General features: G+C 65.7%; 16 protein-coding genes. 7 read left to right on the forward strand and 9 right to left on the reverse strand.

Translation table 11 applies throughout. From position 1 onward, the window contains the following. Nucleotides 1-8 precede the first annotated feature (8 nt). From prsR to ABGI63_RS18335, 7 genes are all read right to left on the reverse strand, one after another. Nucleotides 9-1,373: a PEP-CTERM-box response regulator transcription factor gene (prsR, locus tag ABGI63_RS18305; RefSeq protein WP_349743805.1), complete on the reverse strand. Its 1,365-nt coding sequence runs from the start codon at nt 1,371-1,373 to the stop codon at nt 9-11. Beyond that, entirely contained in the window at nt 1,370-3,493 is a 2,124-nt protein-coding gene (prsK, locus tag ABGI63_RS18310; protein WP_349743806.1) for an XrtA/PEP-CTERM system histidine kinase PrsK, read from the reverse strand. The genes prsR and prsK overlap by 4 nt, the downstream gene beginning before the upstream one ends. Nucleotides 3,494-3,545: 52 nt before the next feature. Further along, the gene (locus ABGI63_RS18315; protein ID WP_349743807.1) at nt 3,546-4,934 is read right to left on the reverse strand and encodes a TIGR03013 family XrtA/PEP-CTERM system glycosyltransferase; all 1,389 of its coding nucleotides are present in this window, start codon (nt 4,932-4,934) and stop codon (nt 3,546-3,548) included. A gap of 563 nt (nt 4,935-5,497) precedes the next feature. Then, nucleotides 5,498-6,640: a branched-chain amino acid ABC transporter substrate-binding protein gene (locus tag ABGI63_RS18320; RefSeq protein ID WP_137940706.1), complete on the reverse strand. Its 1,143-nt coding sequence runs from the start codon at nt 6,638-6,640 to the stop codon at nt 5,498-5,500. 189 nt (nt 6,641-6,829) lie between these two features. Next, entirely contained in the window at nt 6,830-7,231 is a 402-nt protein-coding gene (locus ABGI63_RS18325) for a hypothetical protein (RefSeq protein WP_349743808.1), read from the reverse strand. Then, a complete protein-coding gene (locus ABGI63_RS18330; protein ID WP_349743809.1) occupies nt 7,228-7,656 on the reverse strand; it encodes a DNA polymerase III subunit chi in 429 nt (142 codons plus the stop codon). Before ABGI63_RS18330 ends, ABGI63_RS18325 begins: the two co-directional genes overlap by 4 nt. 25 nt (nt 7,657-7,681) lie before the next feature. Further along, entirely contained in the window at nt 7,682-9,142 is a 1,461-nt protein-coding gene (locus ABGI63_RS18335; RefSeq protein WP_349743810.1) for a leucyl aminopeptidase, read from the reverse strand. A gap of 28 nt (nt 9,143-9,170) precedes the next feature. On the opposite strand from ABGI63_RS18335, the gene lptF reads away from it, so the two are divergent. The 5 genes from lptF to ABGI63_RS18360 are packed head-to-tail and all read left to right on the forward strand — an operon-like array spanning nt 9,171 to nt 13,900. Further along, nucleotides 9,171-10,292 (forward strand): LPS export ABC transporter permease LptF, encoded by a 1,122-nt coding sequence (gene lptF, locus ABGI63_RS18340; protein ID WP_349743811.1) that lies wholly within the window; start codon nt 9,171-9,173, stop codon nt 10,290-10,292. Beyond that, the gene (gene lptG / locus ABGI63_RS18345) at nt 10,289-11,398 is read left to right on the forward strand and encodes an LPS export ABC transporter permease LptG (protein WP_349743812.1); all 1,110 of its coding nucleotides are present in this window, start codon (nt 10,289-10,291) and stop codon (nt 11,396-11,398) included. Before lptF ends, lptG begins: the two co-directional genes overlap by 4 nt. A gap of 20 nt (nt 11,399-11,418) precedes the next feature. After that, nucleotides 11,419-11,796 (forward strand): sirohydrochlorin chelatase, encoded by a 378-nt coding sequence (locus tag ABGI63_RS18350; protein ID WP_137940903.1) that lies wholly within the window; start codon nt 11,419-11,421, stop codon nt 11,794-11,796. Beyond that, nucleotides 11,793-12,737, forward strand: a complete 945-nt coding sequence (locus ABGI63_RS18355; RefSeq protein ID WP_349743813.1) for a CysB family HTH-type transcriptional regulator — start codon at nt 11,793-11,795, stop codon at nt 12,735-12,737. The genes ABGI63_RS18350 and ABGI63_RS18355 overlap by 4 nt, the downstream gene beginning before the upstream one ends. Before the next feature lie 20 nt (nt 12,738-12,757). After that, nucleotides 12,758-13,900 (forward strand): pyridoxal phosphate-dependent aminotransferase, encoded by a 1,143-nt coding sequence (locus tag ABGI63_RS18360; RefSeq protein WP_349743815.1) that lies wholly within the window; start codon nt 12,758-12,760, stop codon nt 13,898-13,900. A gap of 13 nt (nt 13,901-13,913) precedes the next feature. Here ABGI63_RS18360 and ABGI63_RS18365 read toward each other — a convergent pair whose 3' ends face one another. After that, nucleotides 13,914-15,731 carry a type IV pilus assembly protein FimV gene (locus ABGI63_RS18365; protein ID WP_349743817.1) on the reverse strand — a complete coding sequence of 606 codons (1,818 nt, stop codon included), beginning with the start codon at nt 15,729-15,731 and terminating at the stop codon, nt 13,914-13,916. A gap of 244 nt (nt 15,732-15,975) precedes the next feature. On the opposite strand from ABGI63_RS18365, the gene ABGI63_RS18370 reads away from it, so the two are divergent. Together ABGI63_RS18370 and ABGI63_RS18375 are read left to right on the forward strand one after the other, a co-directional pair. After that, complete coding sequence (locus ABGI63_RS18370; protein ID WP_349743818.1) at nt 15,976-16,680, forward strand: Crp/Fnr family transcriptional regulator; 705 nt, start codon at nt 15,976-15,978, stop codon at nt 16,678-16,680. Between the two features lie 49 nt (nt 16,681-16,729). After that, nucleotides 16,730-17,809 (forward strand): phosphotransferase, encoded by a 1,080-nt coding sequence (locus tag ABGI63_RS18375; protein WP_349743819.1) that lies wholly within the window; start codon nt 16,730-16,732, stop codon nt 17,807-17,809. A 3-nt stretch (nt 17,810-17,812) separates the two neighbouring features. On the opposite strand, the gene ABGI63_RS18380 is transcribed toward ABGI63_RS18375, so the two are convergent. Further along, nucleotides 17,813-18,496, reverse strand: coding sequence for a hypothetical protein (locus ABGI63_RS18380; protein ID WP_349743820.1), 684 nt, complete (start codon nt 18,494-18,496; stop codon nt 17,813-17,815). Nucleotides 18,497-18,549: the final 53 nt, after the last annotated feature.

The following is an 18,549-nucleotide window of genomic DNA, read 5'->3' on the forward strand; positions in this document are numbered from 1 at the left end:
CTTCAGTGTTACTTGATTTGCAGCCTGCTCATCAGGTCGTACAAGGTCGGGCGACTCACGCCCAGTATCTCGGAGGCCTTGACGATGCTGCCATCGGCACGCGCCAGCGCCGTCACGACCGCAGCGCGCTCGGCACGCTCTCGGACAGTACGCAGATCCAGGGTCGCCATCGCCTCATCGGCATCGTTGGCGGGGTGCGGCAAGCCGAGGTCTTCCCCGGTCAGGCGATCGCCATCGGCCATGATGGCCGCACGCTTCATCAGATTCTGCAACTCACGGACATTGCCCGGCCAGTGATAGGCCTCGATCATGCGGACCGCCTCCTCACTGAGGCTCAGCTGGCTGCGGCGCTGCTCGGCCGCATAGCGCCGCAAAAAGGAATGGCACAACAACACCGCATCGCCCTGACGCTGGCGCAGAGGCGGGATCTCGACCACGATCTCGGCCAGTCGGTAGTAGAGATCCTCGCGGAAACGTCCATCGGCAATCAGTTGCTTCAGGTCCTGGTGAGTGGCACCGACGACGCGAACATCGATGGCAATCTCCTGTCGACCGCCCACCCGCTCCACGGTGCGCTGCTGCAGAAAACGCAGCAGCTTGGCTTGCAGGGCATGGGGAAGATCGCCGATCTCGTCCAGCATCAAGGTGCCGCCATTGGCCGTCTCGATCTTGCCAATGGTCGTTTTATTGGCACCGGTGAACGCGCCGCGCTCATAGCCGAACAGCTCGCTTTCCAGCAGATTCTCGGGAATGGCCGCGCAGTTGATCGCGACGAAGCGACCTTTGCGCCTGGAGGCATCGTGCAGCCCCTGGGCCAGCAGCTCTTTGCCCGTACCGCTCTCGCCGAGCAACAACACGGTCGCGTCGCTGGGCGCTACTTTCTCAATCGTGCGGCACAACTTCTGCATCTGCGCATCGCGCGTCACCAGGCCACCCAGGGCCTCGCTCTGCTGCTGGGTCTGCAGGCGCTTGTTCTCCTGCTGCAACTCGTAAAGCCGATAGGCGCGCTCGACCGTCAAGCTCAGCACATCGGGATCGACCGGCTTGGCCAGGAAGTCGTAGGCGCCAAGACGAATGGCTCGCAGCGCATTGCTCTGGTCATTCTGGCCGGTCAACACAATGACTTTGACGCCAGGGTCGAGCTCCAGCATCTTTTCCAGCAGCTTGAAGCCCTCGGTCACCGAGTCCTGGTCGGGTGGCAGGCCCAGATCCATCGTGACCACGGCGGGTGAGTGGCGCCGAAACTGCAGCAGCGCCGAAGGGCCATCGTCAGCCAGCACCGACTCGAAACCATCGAGCGACCATTTGATCTGTTTCTGCAAAGCCAGGTCGTCTTCGACGATCAGCAGCGGTTGTTGGCGGGGTGTTGTCATTTAGCGCCGAGCATACCCAGGTCCGAAGCCTGCGAGGCGCGGAACAGAGGGAGCAAGATGGTAATTCTGGTGCCTCGATCAATTGCACTGTCCACGTTGATCTTGCCTCCGAGCTCATTCAGGTACTGAAAACTCTCGAACGCACCGATGCCCATGCCGCTGGACTTGGTGGTCTGAAAGGGCTTGAACAAGCGGGTTCGGATGAACTCCTCGGACATGCCGCAACCCGTGTCGCCCACCTCGATGCGCGCATAGCTGCCCTCGACATTCAGTTGCAGCCACACCCGGCCCTGCTCGGGGGTGGCATCAAAAGCGTTCTGCACCGCATGACCGATGACCCGCTCGACTCGCTCCTCATGGCCACGGGTACTTGCCGCAGCCTGAATATCCAGCTGCAACTCCCGCCCCTTGCTCTGGGCTGCGGCAGCGAGGCGACGCGCAATCGGCGCCAGGTCCACCCCGCGCGACAGGCCGTGGGGCGACTCCCCTTCACGCAACTGCAGCATCAGCTGGCGCATCTTCTCCAAGGAGTTCTCGACCGTGGCCAGCATGTCTTCCTGGAACTCGGGGTTGTCGCGCAGCCGGCGAGCATTCTTCATCATCAAGGACAGCTGGGTCACGATGTTCTTCAGGTCATGCACCACAAAGGCCGACATGCGGTTGAAGGCGTCGAACTTGCGCGCCTCGAGCAGCGCCTCGGTGGCCTGCATCTGGGCCAGGTAGCTGGAGGCCTGGCTGCTCGCCGTGCGCAACAGGTCGCGCACCTCCCAGTTGAGCTCCAAGGGCGTACGGGGTCGGCCGAGCAGCACGAAGCCGATCAGCTCGGCACCGACCACCAGGGGCACCAGCAGCCAGCAGCGCGCATCGTCATGCAGCCAGGGTGGGCATTCAAAGCCGGGATAGTTTTGCGGTGCGCGCCGCAGTTCATCAAAGTCGACAATCCAATGCCGCTGGCGAAGGAACTGCGCCATCGGCGAGTCGGCCGGCTCGCGCTCGCTGCGCGCCGGCATATTCCAATGCGCCGACTGCGAATACTCGGCCTGCACGCCATGCCGTAGCCACAAGGTGCCTGCGGGGCTCTCCACCAGATTGGCCAAGCCCTTGATCACCGAGATCCCCAGCTCCTGCGGTGAACTCTGAGACGACAGCATCGCCGTGAAACGAAGCCACTCCTCTCGATAGTCATAGCGATAACTGAAGAAGTTCTTGCTGATGTAGACGCGCAGCTTGGCTCGCATGGCACCCGAGAGCAGCACCATCACCAAGGCCAGCAGACCGACCACCATCAGCGCCATCTGCAAGGCCCGCCCCCAGTTGCCCCCGGTGTAGCGAACGTAGTAACCGACCGCCGAGACGAGCAGGAGATAGGCGCCGGCGATCAGCAGGGTCGCCGAATGGAACACTGCCGCGCGCGAGACATGCAGTTTGGACAACCAATCCTTGTGCCGACGTGAGGCGATGAACAGCAAGGGTGCAGCAATCGTGTGCACTGCGGGACGTATGCCGATCGCATCGCCATCAAACTGTCTGAACAGCGCGGCCTGGGAGTAGGTATAGAGGTCGAAGATGAAAAGCGAGCCCAAGGCGAGGCAAACGGGCTTGGCGCTCCAGCGGGCATCACCCTTGATGCTGCGCAGCAACTGCTCGACCAGCATCAGGCCCACCACAGCGAGAGCCAGGCCGGAGAATGCAACAGGACGCTCGAGTGCGGAAATCCGATAAGGGCCGAATTCCTGGATCAGCTGCAGGCTCAGCGCCAGCAGCAGAGCCGCGATTGCGGCAAGGGGCAAAGCACGCTGCGGGCGCTCAGCCCATGCTGGCCGCAACAGCAGCAAAATGAAGCCAAACCAGAGGCCGTAGCGCAGGATATCGGCGGTCGGCAGCAGCAAATCACCCAGCCATCGCCAAGGACGGTAATGCGCCCCCAAACCGATCGCAGCCCAGACAACACTCGCCAGCAAAGCGGCACAGAAAAGCCAGTTGGCAGGGGTCAGGCGATCACCGATGCGCCATAAGCGGCCTGCATACAAAATGAAGAGGCCGAAGTAGCACAGACAAGCCAGCCCGTAGGACAGCAGGCTGATATCGAATTCCCCGGCTAGCATGCCTTGTTCAACCATGCGCGATCAGGCGGAGCCAGCCAGCGGCACCGGGCCGCCAACTCGATCGGGCTCAGCGGGCACCCTTGCCTGTCAGCACAACCGCCACCGTCTCCAACATGATCAGCAGATCAAGGAACAAGGTGTGGTTCTTCACATAGTAGAGGTCGTACTGCAGCTTCTCGACCGAATCCTCGACCGTGGAGCCGTACTCGTAACGAACCTGTGCCCAGCCGGTAACGCCGGGCTTGACGCTATGGCGCACTGCGAAATAAGGAACTTGCGCGACCAATTCGTCGACAAAGTACTGGCGCTCGGGCCGCGGGCCGACCAGGCTCATCTCGCCCTTCAGCACATTGATCAGCTGCGGCAGTTCATCAATGCGCACCCGGCGAATGAATCGGCCTACGCGCGTCACACGGTCATCATTGACGCTGGCCCAACGCGGCTTGCCGTCTTTCTCGGCATCGGTACGCATGCTGCGGAACTTGATGACCTTGAAAACCTCGCCATTCAGCCCGACGCGCTCCTGGCGATAGAAAATCGGGCCGCGTGACTCCAATGCCACCATCACCGCCGTCACCAGCATGATGGGCGCGGCCAGCAGCAGGATCAGGGCCGAGAACACCAGATCAAAGCTGCGTTTTACGGCGGTGCGGATCACCCCTTGGTTGAAACCGTCACCAAAGATGAGCCAGCCGGCATTGACATGGCTGATCTTGATCTGAGCCAGGGTCTTTTCAAAGTAGGTGGCGATGTCGACGACACGAACGCCATACAGCTTGCAATCCAGCAACTGCCGCAAAGGCATGCTGCCTCCGCGACGCTCCGACAAGGCCACGACAATTTCGTCGACGCCCAGACGCAAGGCCGTTTCGGTCAAGCTGCCCTGAGCCTCAATCAGCTGCGAGCGAGGCACGGCCGGTTCCACCTCATTCGGACCGGCGAAGTAACCGACGATCTGGGCATGAGGATCCGCAGCCCGGAGTGTGTGACCCACGGTCTTGGCCGCCTCGCCCGAACCGAAGATCAGAATCTTGGTCTTGGTCTGCGACTGGGACACCGAATGTGCGGCATAGACGCGATGCACCAGCACGGCGGCAACCGATGCCATGGCCGCAAAAGTCATCAAGTCGCGGTTGTCTGCACTGGTCGGCAGAAAACTGAAAATGCCATAAGCCAGCGGCAGGGCCACCAGCAGGGCGAGCAGGCCGCGTGCGCAGGACTCGGTCACCGAGCGGTTGTGCACATGCTGGTAGAAACCCGTGGCCGAATTGATCACAAACATACAGCCTGCCAGCGACAGACCTTGGGAGGCCGCGAATGGGATCACCTGGCCGGCGCCTTCGCCCTGACTGAGTACCACCGCAAACACGGCCACAATGATCAGGCCTAGATCGAAGAAAACCTGAAGCAGCGTACGCCGATGCAAATAGTGATTGAATATTCGAACCATGCTCATCCCCAATCGCTGGACTCGGCAGTTGGACACCGCTTCCGAGTTTGATTTCCGCCTACCTCAAAAACGATATGCCGTCATTGAGGAACTGCCTGCCGGCTGCCCTGGCTCGGTACAAGCGACTTTCTAGCCACCCCTCTCGAACCGAACGGGACCCGAACTGCCTGGCAGGCCGACATCGGAAATCCGCATTGCGCCCGAATCATGCCCTCCTGACCCTCTCTTGAAAGCCCCCCGTTTAAAGGGTGCGCTGTCCTTGAAAGCGGGGAACTGATCTTGACTGCCAAACCCTGATCCCAAGCCCTGACAGCATGGGCAAACAAACGGTCGAGAACAATCGATTCCGAGACGCTGACGGTGACTTGAACCTGCCGATGACGCAGTAGAACGCATTTGGATGAGCCGCTGACATGGCGACTGGCCGGCCGCGTGCGTATTGCACAAGCTCGCGCCATTGCGCGGCCTCGCGCCGAACAACACTCGCCTGACGGCAACAAAAAAGCGCCCACCGAAGTGGGCGCTTGGGCTCAATGTCGAAAAACGACGATGGTTTGAGCGTGGCTGGCTTAACGCACGACAGCGATTTGCTGACGGGCACCGGCCTTGTAGGTGAACAGGGTCAGCGCGCCATTCTTGATGTCGCCCTTGTTGTCAAACGAGATCGTGCCGGTCACGCCCTTGTAACCATCGGTCTTGGCCAGCACCGGCAGGTACTTCGCCGGCTCGGCCGAACCGGCCTTGACCATCGCATCGACCATCACATTGACCGAGTCATAGACGTAAGGTGCGTAGATCTGCACATCGGCCTTGTACTTGGCCTTGAACTTGGCCTTGAAGTCATCCATCGACTTCTTGGACTCGCCCTCAACACCGCCGGCTTCGGCACAGACCACCTGGTTGTCGGCCATCGTGCCGGCCGCCAGCTTGGGCAGCTCGCCCGAGCAGATGCCATCGCCGCCCATGAACTTGGCCTCGATGCCCAGTTGCTTCATCTGGCGCAGCATCGGGCCAGCCACCGCATCCATGCCGCCGAAGAAGACCACATCGGGCTTCTTGGCCTTCAAGGAGGTCAGGATGGCGGTGAAGTCCGTGGCCTTGTCATTGGTGAACTCGCGGCCGACGACCTTGCCGCCGGCGCCCTTGACGCCCTTTTCGAACTCATCGGCCACGCCCTGGCCATAGGCCGTGCGGTCATCGATCACGGCGATCGACTTGCCCTTGAGCTCCTTGACGGCGTACTTGCCCAGCGTGCCACCCAGGTGCACGTCATCGGCGACGACGCGGAAGGCGGTCTTGTAGCCATTGCGGGTGAACTTGGGATTGGTCGCCGACGGCGAGATCTGCGGCACACCAGCGTCGCTATAGACCTTGGAAGCCGGAATCGAAGTACCCGAGTTCAGGTGGCCGATCACGCCGTTGACCTTGGAGTCCATCAGCTTCTGTGCCGCGGCCGTGCCCTGCTTCGGATCACCGGCATCGTCTTCGGCCAGCAGCTCGAACTTGGCCTTCTTGCCGCCGATGGTCACGCCCTTGGCGTTCAGATCATCGATGGCCATGCGGGCGCCCAACTCATTGTCCTTGCCCAGGTGGGCAATCGCGCCGCTGGTCGGGCCGACATGGCCGATCTTGACGACCAGCTCTTGCGACATCGCGGTGCCGCTCAGCACCACAGCGACCGCGCCAACAATCACATTCAACTTAACTTGCATGAATTACCTCCGAGTTGGAAGAAGGAGAGCTATTGCTGTTGAGATATCAACCCAAGGAACATAACCGAAATCAGAACGCTTCTCCATGGGGAAAGCGCGGGCCTGGGAACGGGTTTGGCCACAGATTGAATTCGAACTCAGCCCTGCCAGAACGCGGATTCCCGGCCGTGGTTGACAGGGTCGTCCGAGCTAGCAGCCCCGCCGCTCGCGCTGCAGCCAGTCCTGTACGGCACGCTCCACCATCTGCTCCAGACGCGGCGTCAGTTGCTGCCGCAACTCCAGCATCAGGGACTCATGCAGTTGCGCGGTCGCCCGCTCCAGCGTCGCCCGCAGGCTGTGTTCCAGCCACTGATCAAGGTCCTGAGTCAGCGCAGGGCTCAAGGCCTCGCGCATGCGGTCTGCCACCTCGTCCAGCGGTTCCGGCACGGGGGTAGGCGGCGCTGATGGCGCCGCCGAAAAGCCCAGATCCAGCTCAAAATCCACCTCGCCGGGGGCCGGCTCAACGCTGGTCGCTGGCGGCATGGGCTGCCAGCTGCCTTCGTCCAGCACCTCGGTCAGCGTCGGCACGACGCGCGGCGGATGCGGGCTCAAGCGCCAACCTCGTGATGGGTGACCTCATGCCCCATGGCCTTGTAGGTCTTGAAGCGCTGGCGGCCCGCCTGCACCTGCTCGGGCTCGCGCGACACCACCTCCAGCACACGCTGGAACTGCTCGAAGTCCGCGGGCAGATCAGGGCCCAGGTTCAGCAAGACCTCGCGATGCGGCTGCTCGCCGGCCCGCTCGGCGAGCACGATAGGCGTGGCGGTCAGCAGGCCGGACTGGGCGGCACCGCGCCAGCGCAGATGGGGCACGAACTCGGTCGGCTCGAAGCTCCACAGCGCGGCGTCCAGCCGATCCAGCAGTGGGGCCGGGCCGACCACCGCCACCTTGGCACCGCTCTGCTGCGCCTTGCGCAGCAGGCGGCACAGATAGCTCAGGCGCTCCGGCACATGGGTGTAGAAGCTGACCGCCGTCATGCCGGCTCGCCCCGAACCATCCGCATCAACGCGCCTGCGACAGCACGAAATGCGTCAGCAGACCGACCGGGCGGCCGGTGCTGCCCTTGGCGCCGCCGCCCTTCCAGGCCGTGCCGGCGATGTCCAGATGGCCCCAGCGGTACTTCGAGGCGAAGCGCTGCAGGAACTTGGCCGCCGTGATCGAGCCGCCTTCGCGACCGGCCACATTGGCCACATCGGCGAAGTTGCTCTTCAGGCCCTCTTCATACTCGTCGTCCAGCGGCAGGCGCCAGCAGGGGTCGAGCGCCGCCTCGCCAGCGGCCGACAGCGAGGCCGCCAGCTCGTCGTCGCTGGCATACATGCCGCTGCGCACGCCGCCCAGCGCGATCACACAGGCGCCGGTCAGCGTGGCCACGTCGACCACCACCGCCGGCTTGAAGCGCTCGGCATAGGTCAGCGCGTCGCACAGGATCAGCCGGCCTTCGGCATCGGTGTTCAGGATCTCGATGGTCTGGCCCGACATCGACGTCACGACATCACCGGGCTTGACCGCACGGGCGCTGGGCATGTTCTCGCAGGCCGCGATGATGACCACCAGGTTCAGCTTGGGCTTGAGCTCGGCCACCGCGCGCAGCGTGCCCAGCACGCTGGCCGCGCCGCCCATATCGAACTTCATCTCGTCCATGCCGGCGCCCGGCTTCAGCGAGATGCCACCTGAGTCGAAGGTGATGCCCTTGCCGACCAGCACCACCGGCGCCACCGTCTTGGCCGCGCCTTCATAGCGGGCGACGATGAAACGCAGCGGCTCGTCCGAGCCCTTGGCCACCGACAGGAAACTGCCCATGCCCAGCTTCTCGACCGCCTTCTGGTCCAGCACCTCGACCTTGATGCCATGGCTGCGGCCCAAGGCCTTGGTCTGCTCGGCCAAATAGGTCGGCGTTGCATAGTTCGGCGGCAGATTGGCAGCCTCGCGCGCCACCGCAATACCGGCAGCGATGGCTTCGCCGCGCGCCAGCCCGGTCTTGAGCGTCTTCGCGTCGGCCTTGTCGGCCAGCAGGGTCAGCTTACCCAGCGCCGCCGGCTTGGCCGCGCTGGGCTTGGTGTTGCGGTACAGATAAAGCGCTTCGGCGGCCGCCAGCACGGTCTGCTCGACCAGGCTTTCGCTGAGGCCGTCAATACCGGCAAACGCCACAGCGGCGTGCGCGGCGCCGCGGCTCTTCAGCGCCGTCACCGCCGCCAGCACGGCCGCGCGGGCGGCCTTGACCGAGGGCTTGCCGATGGCGGCCAGCACCAGACGCGGCGCCTTGATGCCGGCCACGCGCTGCAGCACCAGCGTCTTGCCGGCCTTGAGCTCGAAATCGCCGAGCTTGATCGCGTCCTTGAGCGCCGCCGCGACGCTGGCATCCAACCCAGCCGGCACGGTATCGCCGCCGACCAGCAGGATCAAAGCATCGGCGTTGACGCCGGCCAACGCGTCCAGGGACGCAGACTGAGTACGGAAGTCCATAATGTCGTGGAATAAATAAAGTGCCCGGATGTTATTCGATTCCACCGTACGCAAAGAGCTGGCGCGCAGCTTCGGCGTGACCCTCGTGGTCATCCTGACCATCGTCCTGACCATGATGCTGATCCGCACCCTCGGCCAGGCGGCCGGCGGCAGCGTGGCGCCGCAGGACGTGCTGCTGCTGATGGGCTACGCCGCCCTGGGCCATCTGCCGACCATGCTCAGCCTGTCGCTGTTCGTCGCCATCGTCGCGACCCTGGGCCGCATGTACCGCGAGTCCGAGATGACGATCTGGTTCGCCAGCGGCATCGGGCTGTCGCGTTTCGTCAAGCCGGTGCTGCGCACCGCCTGGCCGGTGCTGATCGTGATCCTCGCGCTGGTACTGGTGGTCTGGCCCTGGGGCAACCGCAACAGCGCCCAACTCAAGGAGAGCTACGAGAAGCGCTCGGATCTGTCGCGCGTCGCGCCGGGCCAGTTCCAGAGCTCGCGAGACGGCTCCCGGGTCTTCTTCATCGACCGCGACAGCGACGCCGGCAATGGCGGCCGGGTCGGCCGCAATGTCTTCATCCTCAGCAATACCGAACACAGCGAGTCGGTCACGACCTCGCACAAAGGCCATATCGAACTGGAGGACGGCGACCGCTATCTGGTGCTGGAGCAAGGCCAGCGCAACGAGATGAACCGGCAGAGCGGCGAGAAAAGCCTGGCCCGCTTCGAGCGCTACCGGCTGCTGGCCGACAGCCAGGTGATGCGCTCGGTCGAGGCCCTGCCGCCCAAGGCCATGGACACGCTGGACCTGCTGCGCAGCACCAATCTGCGCCAGCGCGGCGAGCTGACCTGGCGCCTGGGCATCGCGCTGGGCGCGGTCAATATGGTGCTGCTGGGCATAGGCATGTCGGCCGCCAACCCGCGCCGGGCCAATAACTGGAACCTGCTGTTCGCCCTGCTGAGCTTTGTGGTCTATTTCAATCTGATCAATCTGTCGCAGTCCTGGGTCGCCGCCGGGCGCATGGGCATGGGCGGCGCGCTGGCCACCGTGCATGGCGGCGCCCTCTTCATCGCGCTGTCCCTGCTGTGGCTGCGCGACCAGGGCAACCGGCTGCTGCTGCCCAGGCGCAGCGGCGGCCGAGCGGCCAAGGGAGCGGCCGCATGAGAGCCGTACGCAGCCTGCTCTACCGCGACATCCTGGGCTCGGTGCTGTTCGTCGTGCTGGCCTTCTTGTCGCTGTTCTACTTCATCGACTTTGTCGACGAACTCGACCGTCTGGGCCGCCGTGGCATCGGTGCCGGCCAGGCCGCCTGGCTGTCCCTGCTGGAACAGCCGGGCCACTTCTACGAGCTGTTCCCGATCGCGGTGCTGATCGGCAGCATCTACTCGCTGGCCCGCATGGCCCAGTCCAGCGAGTTCACGATCTTGCGCACCGGCGGCCTGGGCCCCGGCCGCGCGCTGAGCCTGCTGACGACGCTGGCGCTGGGCTTTGCCGCGCTGACCTTTGTGGTGGGCGACTATGTGGCCCCGCAGTTCGAGCGCCAGGCCGAGCAGCAGCGCGCCCGGCTAACCGGTGGGGTCGCCCGCAGCGGCAACAGTGCCTGGCTCAAGGACAAGCAGCAGATCGGCGGCGTCGAGCGCAGCTATTCGGTCAATGTGCAGCGCGCCAAGGCGCCGGGCGAGCTCGACAAGGTGCGCATCTTCGAGTTCGACGCCCAGGGCGGCCTGCTGTCGCGCACCGAGGCGGCCAGCGCCAAGGTCGAACCCAATGGTGTCTGGCGCCTCAGCGAGGTCCTGCAAACCCGCTGGCAGACGGCGGCGGACGGCACGCCCCAGGTCAGCGAACAGAAACTAGCCACGCTGGACTGGCCCAGTGGCCTGACCATCAATGTGATCAGCGCCGCGCTGCTGCCGGCCAAGACCATGTCGACCGCCGAGCTCTACCGCTACACCCAGCATCTGTCGGCCCAGGAGCAGTCGGCCCAGCAGCATGACATCCAGTTCTGGCGCAAGGCCTTCTACCCCTTTGCCTGCCTGGTGATGGTGGCGCTGGCCCTGCCCTTCGCCTATCTGCATGGCCGCGCCGGCGGCATCAGCCTGAAGGTCTTTGGCGGCATCATGGGGGGCATCAGCTTTGTGCTGCTGAACAATCTGGCCGGCCATCTGGGCCTGCTCAAGGGCTGGACGCCGTGGGCGGTGGCCGCCACACCCAGCCTGATCTATCTAGGCATCTCGCTGGCCGCCTTCGGCTGGCTGGTGCGCTACCGCTGAACCGCTGAATGGACTCCGAGATGGACGGCATGCTTTTGTTTGCGCATGGTGCGCGCGACCCGGCCTGGGCCCGCCCTTTCGAGGAGGTCGCGCGCCGCATCGCCGCGCAGCGGCCCGAGATGCCGGTGAGCCTGGCCTATCTGGAATTCCTGTCGCCCGGCATCGCGGACGCAGGGCAGCAACTGGCCGCCCAGGGCTGCCGGCGCATCCATATCGTGCCGCTGTTCCTGGGCGGCGGCGGCCATGTGCGGCGCGACGTGCCACCGCTGGTCGAGCAGTTGCGCCAGCAGCATGCCGGCGTGCAATGGCTGCTGCACCCCGCCATCGGCGAACAAGACCCCGTCATGCAAGCCATGGCCGAGGCCAGCCTGGCCTTCACCTCCGCACCCACCGCATGAACCTGCATCAATTCCGCTTTGTCCAGGAAGCGGCGCGCCGCAACCTCAACCTCACCGAGACCGCGAAGGCACTGTTCACCTCGCAGCCCGGCGTCTCCAAAGCCATCCTGGAGCTGGAGGAGGAGCTGGGCGTCGACATCTTCTCGCGCCACGGCAAGCGGCTGCGCCGCATCACCGAGCCGGGCCTGCAGGTGCTGAAGTCGATCGAGATCATCATGCGCGAGGTCGGCAATCTCAAGCGCATCGGCGAGGAGTACTCGAAGCAGGACGCCGGCACCCTGTCGATCGCCACCACCCACACCCAGGCCCGCTATGTGCTGCCCGGTCCGGTGGCCCAGTTGCGCCGCCAGTTCCCGCAGGTCCATATCAGCTTGCACCAGGGCAATCCGGAGCAGGTCGCGCGCATGCTGATCGACGAGACCGCCGATGTCGGCCTGGCCACCGAGGCGATGTCCGAGCATGAGGAGCTGGTTTCGCTGCCCTGCTACGAATGGCAGCATGTGCTGGTCGTGCCGGCCGGCCACGCACTGGCCCAGGTCGAGCGGGTCAGCCTGGAGCAGCTGGCGGCCGAGCCGCTGGTCTCCTACCACCCCAGCTTCACCGGTCGCACCCGCATCGACCGCGCCTTCGCGGCCCGCCATCTGACGCCCAATATCGTGCTGGAGGCGATCGACTCCGACGTCATCAAGACCTATGTCAAGCTGGGCATGGGCGCGGGCATCGTCGCCGAGATGGCGGTGCGCGAGGATGCGCCCGGCGGCGAGTTGGTGTCGCGGCCGCTGGGCCATTTGTTCGGCCAGAACGTGGCCCGCATCGCCTTCAAGCGCGGCGCCTATCTGCGCAACTATGTCTATGCCTTTGCCGAGCTGCTGTCCGACCGGCTCGACAAGAAGCTGCTGGAGCGCGCGATGAGCGGCGACACCAGCGACTATGGACTTTGACTCCCCAGACCCCGAGCACCATGCGATTGCAAAGCCGCCTGCCCCATGTGGGCACCACGATCTTCAGCACCATGTCGGCGCTGGCCCATCAGCACCAGGCCGTCAACCTCGGCCAGGGTTTCCCCGACTTCGACTGCGATCCACGCCTGATCGATGCGGTCAGCCGCGCGATGGCTGCCGGCCACAACCAGTACCCGCCGATGCCCGGCGTGCCCCTGCTCCGTGAAGCCGTCGCGGCCAAGATCGAGGCGCTCTACGGTCACCGCTACGACCCCGGCAGCGAGATCACCATCACCGCCGGCGCCACCCAGGCCATCTTCACCACCCTGCTGGCCATCGTGCATCCGGGTGACGAGGTCATTGTGTTGGAGCCCTGCTACGACAGCTATGCGCCCAATATCGAGTTGGCCGGCGGGGTGATCGTGCGCGTGCCGCTGACGCCGGGCAGCTTCCGCCCCGACTTCGAGCGCATCGCCGCCGCGATCGGCCCGCGCACCCGCGCGCTGATCATCAACACGCCGCACAACCCCAGCGCCACCGTCTGGGGCGATGCCGAGATGCGGCAGCTGGCCGCGCTGCTGGAGGGCACCGAGGTGCTGCTGATCAGCGACGAGGTCTACGAGCACATGGTGTTCGACGGTCAGGCTCACCAGAGCGTGGCGCGCTTTCCGGCGCTGGCGGCACGCAGCTTCGTGATCTCCAGCTTCGGCAAGACCTATCACGTCACCGGCTGGAAGGTCGGCTATGTGGCCGCGCCGTCGGCGCTGTCGGCCGAGTTCCGCAAGGTGCATCAGTTCAATGTGTTCACCGTCAACACCCCGGTCCAGCACGGCCTGGCCGCCTATATGGCCGACCCGGCGCCCTATTTGGCCCTGCCGGACTTCTACCAGCGCAAGCGCGATCTGTTCGCGGCCGGCCTGAGCGGCAGCCGCTTCAAGCTGCTGCCCACCCAGGGCAGCTACTTCCAGTGCGTCGACTATTCGGCCATCAGCGGGATGGGCGATGCCGAGTTCTGCCAGTGGTTGACGCGCGAGGTCGGCGTCGCCGCGATCCCGCTGTCGGCCTTTTATGCCGGGGGCAGCAGCGCGCCCATCATCCGCTTCTGCTTTGCCAAGCAGGACGAAACCCTGAGGCTGGCACTGAGCAAGCTGAGCGGGCTCTGAGCCGGCACGCGGATCAGGGACGCTCGGGTTCGTCCAGCGAGATATCGACCTCCAGCGCCTGCGATGCCGGCGGGCGCTGGCCGGCCGGCGGCTGCCAGGCCATCGTCGCCATCATGCCGCTGGAGCCGGGCGTATCCAGCGGCAGGAACAGGTCGATCTCGTTGCCGCGCACCTCGTGCTCGGACAGATCGCGCGCGACACCGTAGAGCATCAGAAGCTCGCGATAGCTTTCCAGGTCCAGCAGGCCGCCGTCAAGACCTGACCCCTGCGGCCGGCCTGTCAGCAAGCGCTGCAGCACGGCCATGCAGGCGCCGCTGTCGCGCCAGCAGGCCTGCAGCCGCGCCAGCGTGGAGGACTGCGCCTGCAACCCGGCGCCGGCACCGATGGCCGGACCCCAGGCCGGCGCCGCGATGCCGAATGCGGCGGCATAGCGCTGGGCGGCGATCGCGAACGCCGCCTCATCGCCACGCCGTTGCAAGACCTCCAGCAGCTTCAGATGTGGCAGGGCCACCTCGGCGCCCGAACCTTGCAGGCGCCCTTCCAGCAACTCGATCGCCGCCGCGTCCTGCCCCAGCACCATGAAGAAATCGATCTGCTGCTCCAGATCGATCAGTTCCTCCACCGTGACGGTGGAGACCACGTCATTGGCCGGGGCCGCCGGCGCGACAGCCGGCGCCTCCACCAGCTGGAAGCTGATCGGCTCCGGCGCCTGCTCAAGCGCGGCAACAGCCGGCGGCTGTGGACGGGGCGGTGCCGCCGCGACCAGGCTGGGCAGGGCCAGGGTCGGCTCATCTGAGGTCAAGCTGCCCCAGTGGGACACGACCTCGACCGCCGCAGGGGGGGCCGCTGCAGCCGGCACGGCCGGGGCGGTCGGCACCACCGGCTTGCTCGGCTCGGCCGGCACCACCGGATCGGCCGCACGCTCGCTGCGCGCCTGGTCCCACCAGGCCGATTCCTGCGACAGTTGCTCGCCGCGACGGGCGCGCCAGAAATACAGGCTGCTGCCCGCCAGCATCAGGCTCAGCAACCCCAATCCGTAAACCCAGGGTCCCTGCGAGCCCGCCGCCTGGGCCTCGACCAGCCGCTGGCTGACCTGCTTGAGCTCCTGACGGGTGGCTTGATTCTCGGCCTGCAGTTTCAGCAAGGTCTGCTCAAGCTGGGCCAGGCGGGCCAGCGTGGCGGCATCGGGCGCCGATGCGGCGGGGGCTGACGCGGCCGGCGCGGTCGCCAGCACCTCGGCCGGCTCCAGCTGCAGCATCGGGGCCGGGCTGGGCTTGGGGCTGCGCGCCGGACGCCGGGGCCGCACCGGCGCCTTGGCAAGCGGCTTGACCACGGGGGGGGCTGGTGCCGCCGAAGCGGCGGCCTGGCCCGGCGCCAGCAAGGCCTCGGGCCTGGCCTCGGCCGTGGCCAGCGCCGCACTCAGCGCCGGCGAGTACTGGCGCAGCACCGGCTCCGGCGTCGCTGCCGGCGTGGTGGCCGCTCCCGGCGGATCGATGAAGGCGGTGTACTGGCGGGTGAAGCGGGCCGGGCAACCCAGGCTCAGATTGATCGTGACTAGCGGCTCGTCGATCTGCACCAGGCTTTGCAGCCGCACCGCGCGCACCGCCGCCTCGCCATCACCCTCGAGCTGCAGCTGGATCAGATTGGCCGGCACCCGCGATTCGCCGGACAGCACCTCGGCCCGCACACAGTCCAGGCTCAAGGTCTCGCCGCTGGCCAGCCGCACCGGGAACACCAGGTTCAGCGACTGCCCGAGCGCCGACAGGGTCAGCGGCCGTCCGACACCCAGCGCCTGCACGGGGCCTAGCGCTGCCGCACTGAGGACGAACACGCTGAGAACGCGGGGGGGCAAACCCTTGCGAGACGAGGCTCGATACATGCAGGGATGGTGTGTTGTTTGCTGGGCACTCTAGCATGTCGGGCGCGACAACAAGTGCGGTCAAACCCAGCATCAGCACGCCGAAGCCGCAGCTGTTCCATTGTTCACACAGTGCCCGCCTCTTGTCGGTGCCGCGGCAGACTCATGGACAATGACCGCGAAGGGCAGCCTGTAGCTGTCACGTCAGCGACTAAGCATGAATAGCACGGTTCTTACAATTCCTGAACGCAGCAATATCGAGTCGGGGTCGTGGTTCTCCAAACTGTCCGCGCACTTGCGAGGCGACATTCTTTCGCGTGCCACGGTGCGCCGTCTGGGCGACAACGCCCTGCTGTCCTGCCGAGGCGAACCGGCCGAGGAATGGGTCGGCGTGGCCAAGGGGGCGGTGCGGGTCAGCTCGGTCTCGCTCTCGGGCAAGCAGATCACGCTGACCTATGTGGAGCCCGGCACCTGGTTCGGCGACATCTCGCTGTTCGACGGCATGCCGCGCACCCACGACGCCACCACCCACGGCGACACCACCTTGCTGGTGGTGCGCAAGCCCGACTTCAAGGAATTGCTGTCGCGTCACTCCGAGCTCTACGAGGCCTTGCTGCGGCTGAACTGCCGGCGCCTGCGCCTGATGTTCGATGTGGTCGAGGATCTGAACACCCGGCCGCTGGCCTCGCGCCTGGCCAAGCAGATCCTGCTGCTGGCGCGCTCCTACGGCGTGCCGCAGGGCGAGGAAATCCGCATCGGCCTGCAGCTCGCGCAGGAAGATCTGGCCCAGATGCTGGGCGCCTCGCGCCAGCGCGTCAACCAGGAGCTCAAGGGCTTCGAGCGCGACGGCGCGGTGCGCGTCGAACCCACCCGCCTGGTGCTGCTGAGCAAGGAAAAGCTGATGGCCATCGCAGCGCGCTGATCCCGGCTGCCGCGTCCGCGGGCCGACCGAACACCCCATAAGGAGACCCATGGACGACGCATTCACCGGCACGCGAGCACTCGCGCAAGCCCTCGATACCGAAGCGCTGAGCGCTTGGCTGGCCGACCAGGTGCCAGGTTTTGCCGGCCCGCTGACGGTCGAGCAGTTCAAGGGTGGCCAGTCGAACCCGACTTACAAGCTGATCACGCCCGGCGCCAGTTATGTGATGCGATCCAAGCCCGGCCCGGTCGCCAAGCTGCTGCCCTCGGCCCATGCGATCGAGCGTGAGTTCACCGTGATGAAGGCCTTGCAGGGCACGGCGGTGCCGGTGCCGCACATGCTGGCGCTGTGCGAGGACGAGGCCGTGATCGGCCGCGCCTTCTATGTGATGGAGTTCATCGAGGGTCGGGTCTTGTGGGACCAGAGCCTGCCCGGCATGAGCCCGGCCGAGCGCGGCGCCCTCTATGACGAGATGAACCGCGTGATGGCGGCGCTGCACAGCGTCGACTTCGCGGCCGCCGGGCTGGCCAGCTACGGCAAGCCCGGCAACTACTTCGAGCGCCAGATCGGCCGCTGGAGCAAGCAATACCAGGCCTCGGTCACCGGCCCCAACGAGGCCATGGACCGGTTGATCGAGTGGCTGCCGCTGAACATCCCGGCCTCGGCGCGCGACGAGCGCGAGGTGGCCATCGTCCATGGCGACTACCGGCTCGACAACCTGGTCTTCCACCCGACCGAGCCGCGCGTGCTGGCGGTGCTGGACTGGGAGCTGTCGACCCTCGGTCATCCGCTGGCCGACTTCAGCTATCACTGCATGTCCTGGCATATCCAGACCTCGGGCGCGGCGCGCGGCCTCGGCGGCCATGATCTGGCCGCGCTGGGCATTCCCGATGAGCTTGCCTATGTGCGCCGCTACTGCGAGCGCAGCGGCCGCGCCGACATGGCCCTGGTGATGCGCGACTGGAACTTCTACCTGGCCTACAACCTGTTCCGCATCGCCGCCATCCTGCAAGGCATTGCCAAGCGGGTCGAGGCCGGCACGGCCTCCAGCGAGCGGGCCCGCGAGGCGGCGGCCGGCGCCCGGCCGATGGCCGAGCTGGGCTGGCAGTTCGCGCAGCGCGCCGCCTGAGCGTCAGCGCCCCGGCAGCTCACCCAGCGGCGGCTGGCTTTGCCAGGCCACCGAGGTGGTGGTCGGCCAAGGCCCGCCATCGGCCAGCCGCGCATTGACGCGCTGGGCCTCGCGGCAGGCCGTCTCCAGCAGCTTCACCAGGCCCTGGATCTCGGCCAGGGTCGGTTCCTGCATGGAGACGCGCAGATAGACATTGCCGCGCAGCACCATCAGCACAAAAGGCCGCTCCTCGGGCAGCAGGTCCTGGCTGGCCTGTATCAGCAGGTCGCTGAGCGCGTTCTCCAGCCAGGCCGACACCACCTCCTGGTTGATCGCGACGGCACCGAAGCGCTCCTTGACCAGCTTGTGCGGATAGTTCTTCAGCTTGGCGAACATCACCAGCCAGCGCATCTCCTCGGGCGTGTCGGTATCGACCCGGGTCTTCAGCGTGTCGGTGTAGGCCTCGAACACCGCCTTCTCCAGCCGCTCCATCAGCGAGCGCGCCAGCACCATCATCTGCAGATCCGGGTGCAGGCCCAGCTCGCAACGCATGCGCAGCTCATTGCCTTCGATATAGCTGCGCTGCGAAGGCGCCCACTCGATGCGCAGCGCGCCGCCCGGCGCGGCCTTGGCCTGCTCGATCTGGAAGCCGCGTGCATCGCGGCTTTGGCGAAACTGCGCGCCGCGGCTGTCGGCCCAATCGGCCATGTGCTTCCATCGCGCGGCATTGGCCCGCGCGACAAACCAGCGTTTAACTTGCT

It is taken from the genome of Roseateles cavernae, from assembly GCF_040187885.1.
Lineage (GTDB): Bacteria > Pseudomonadota > Gammaproteobacteria > Burkholderiales > Burkholderiaceae_C > Roseateles_E > Roseateles_E cavernae.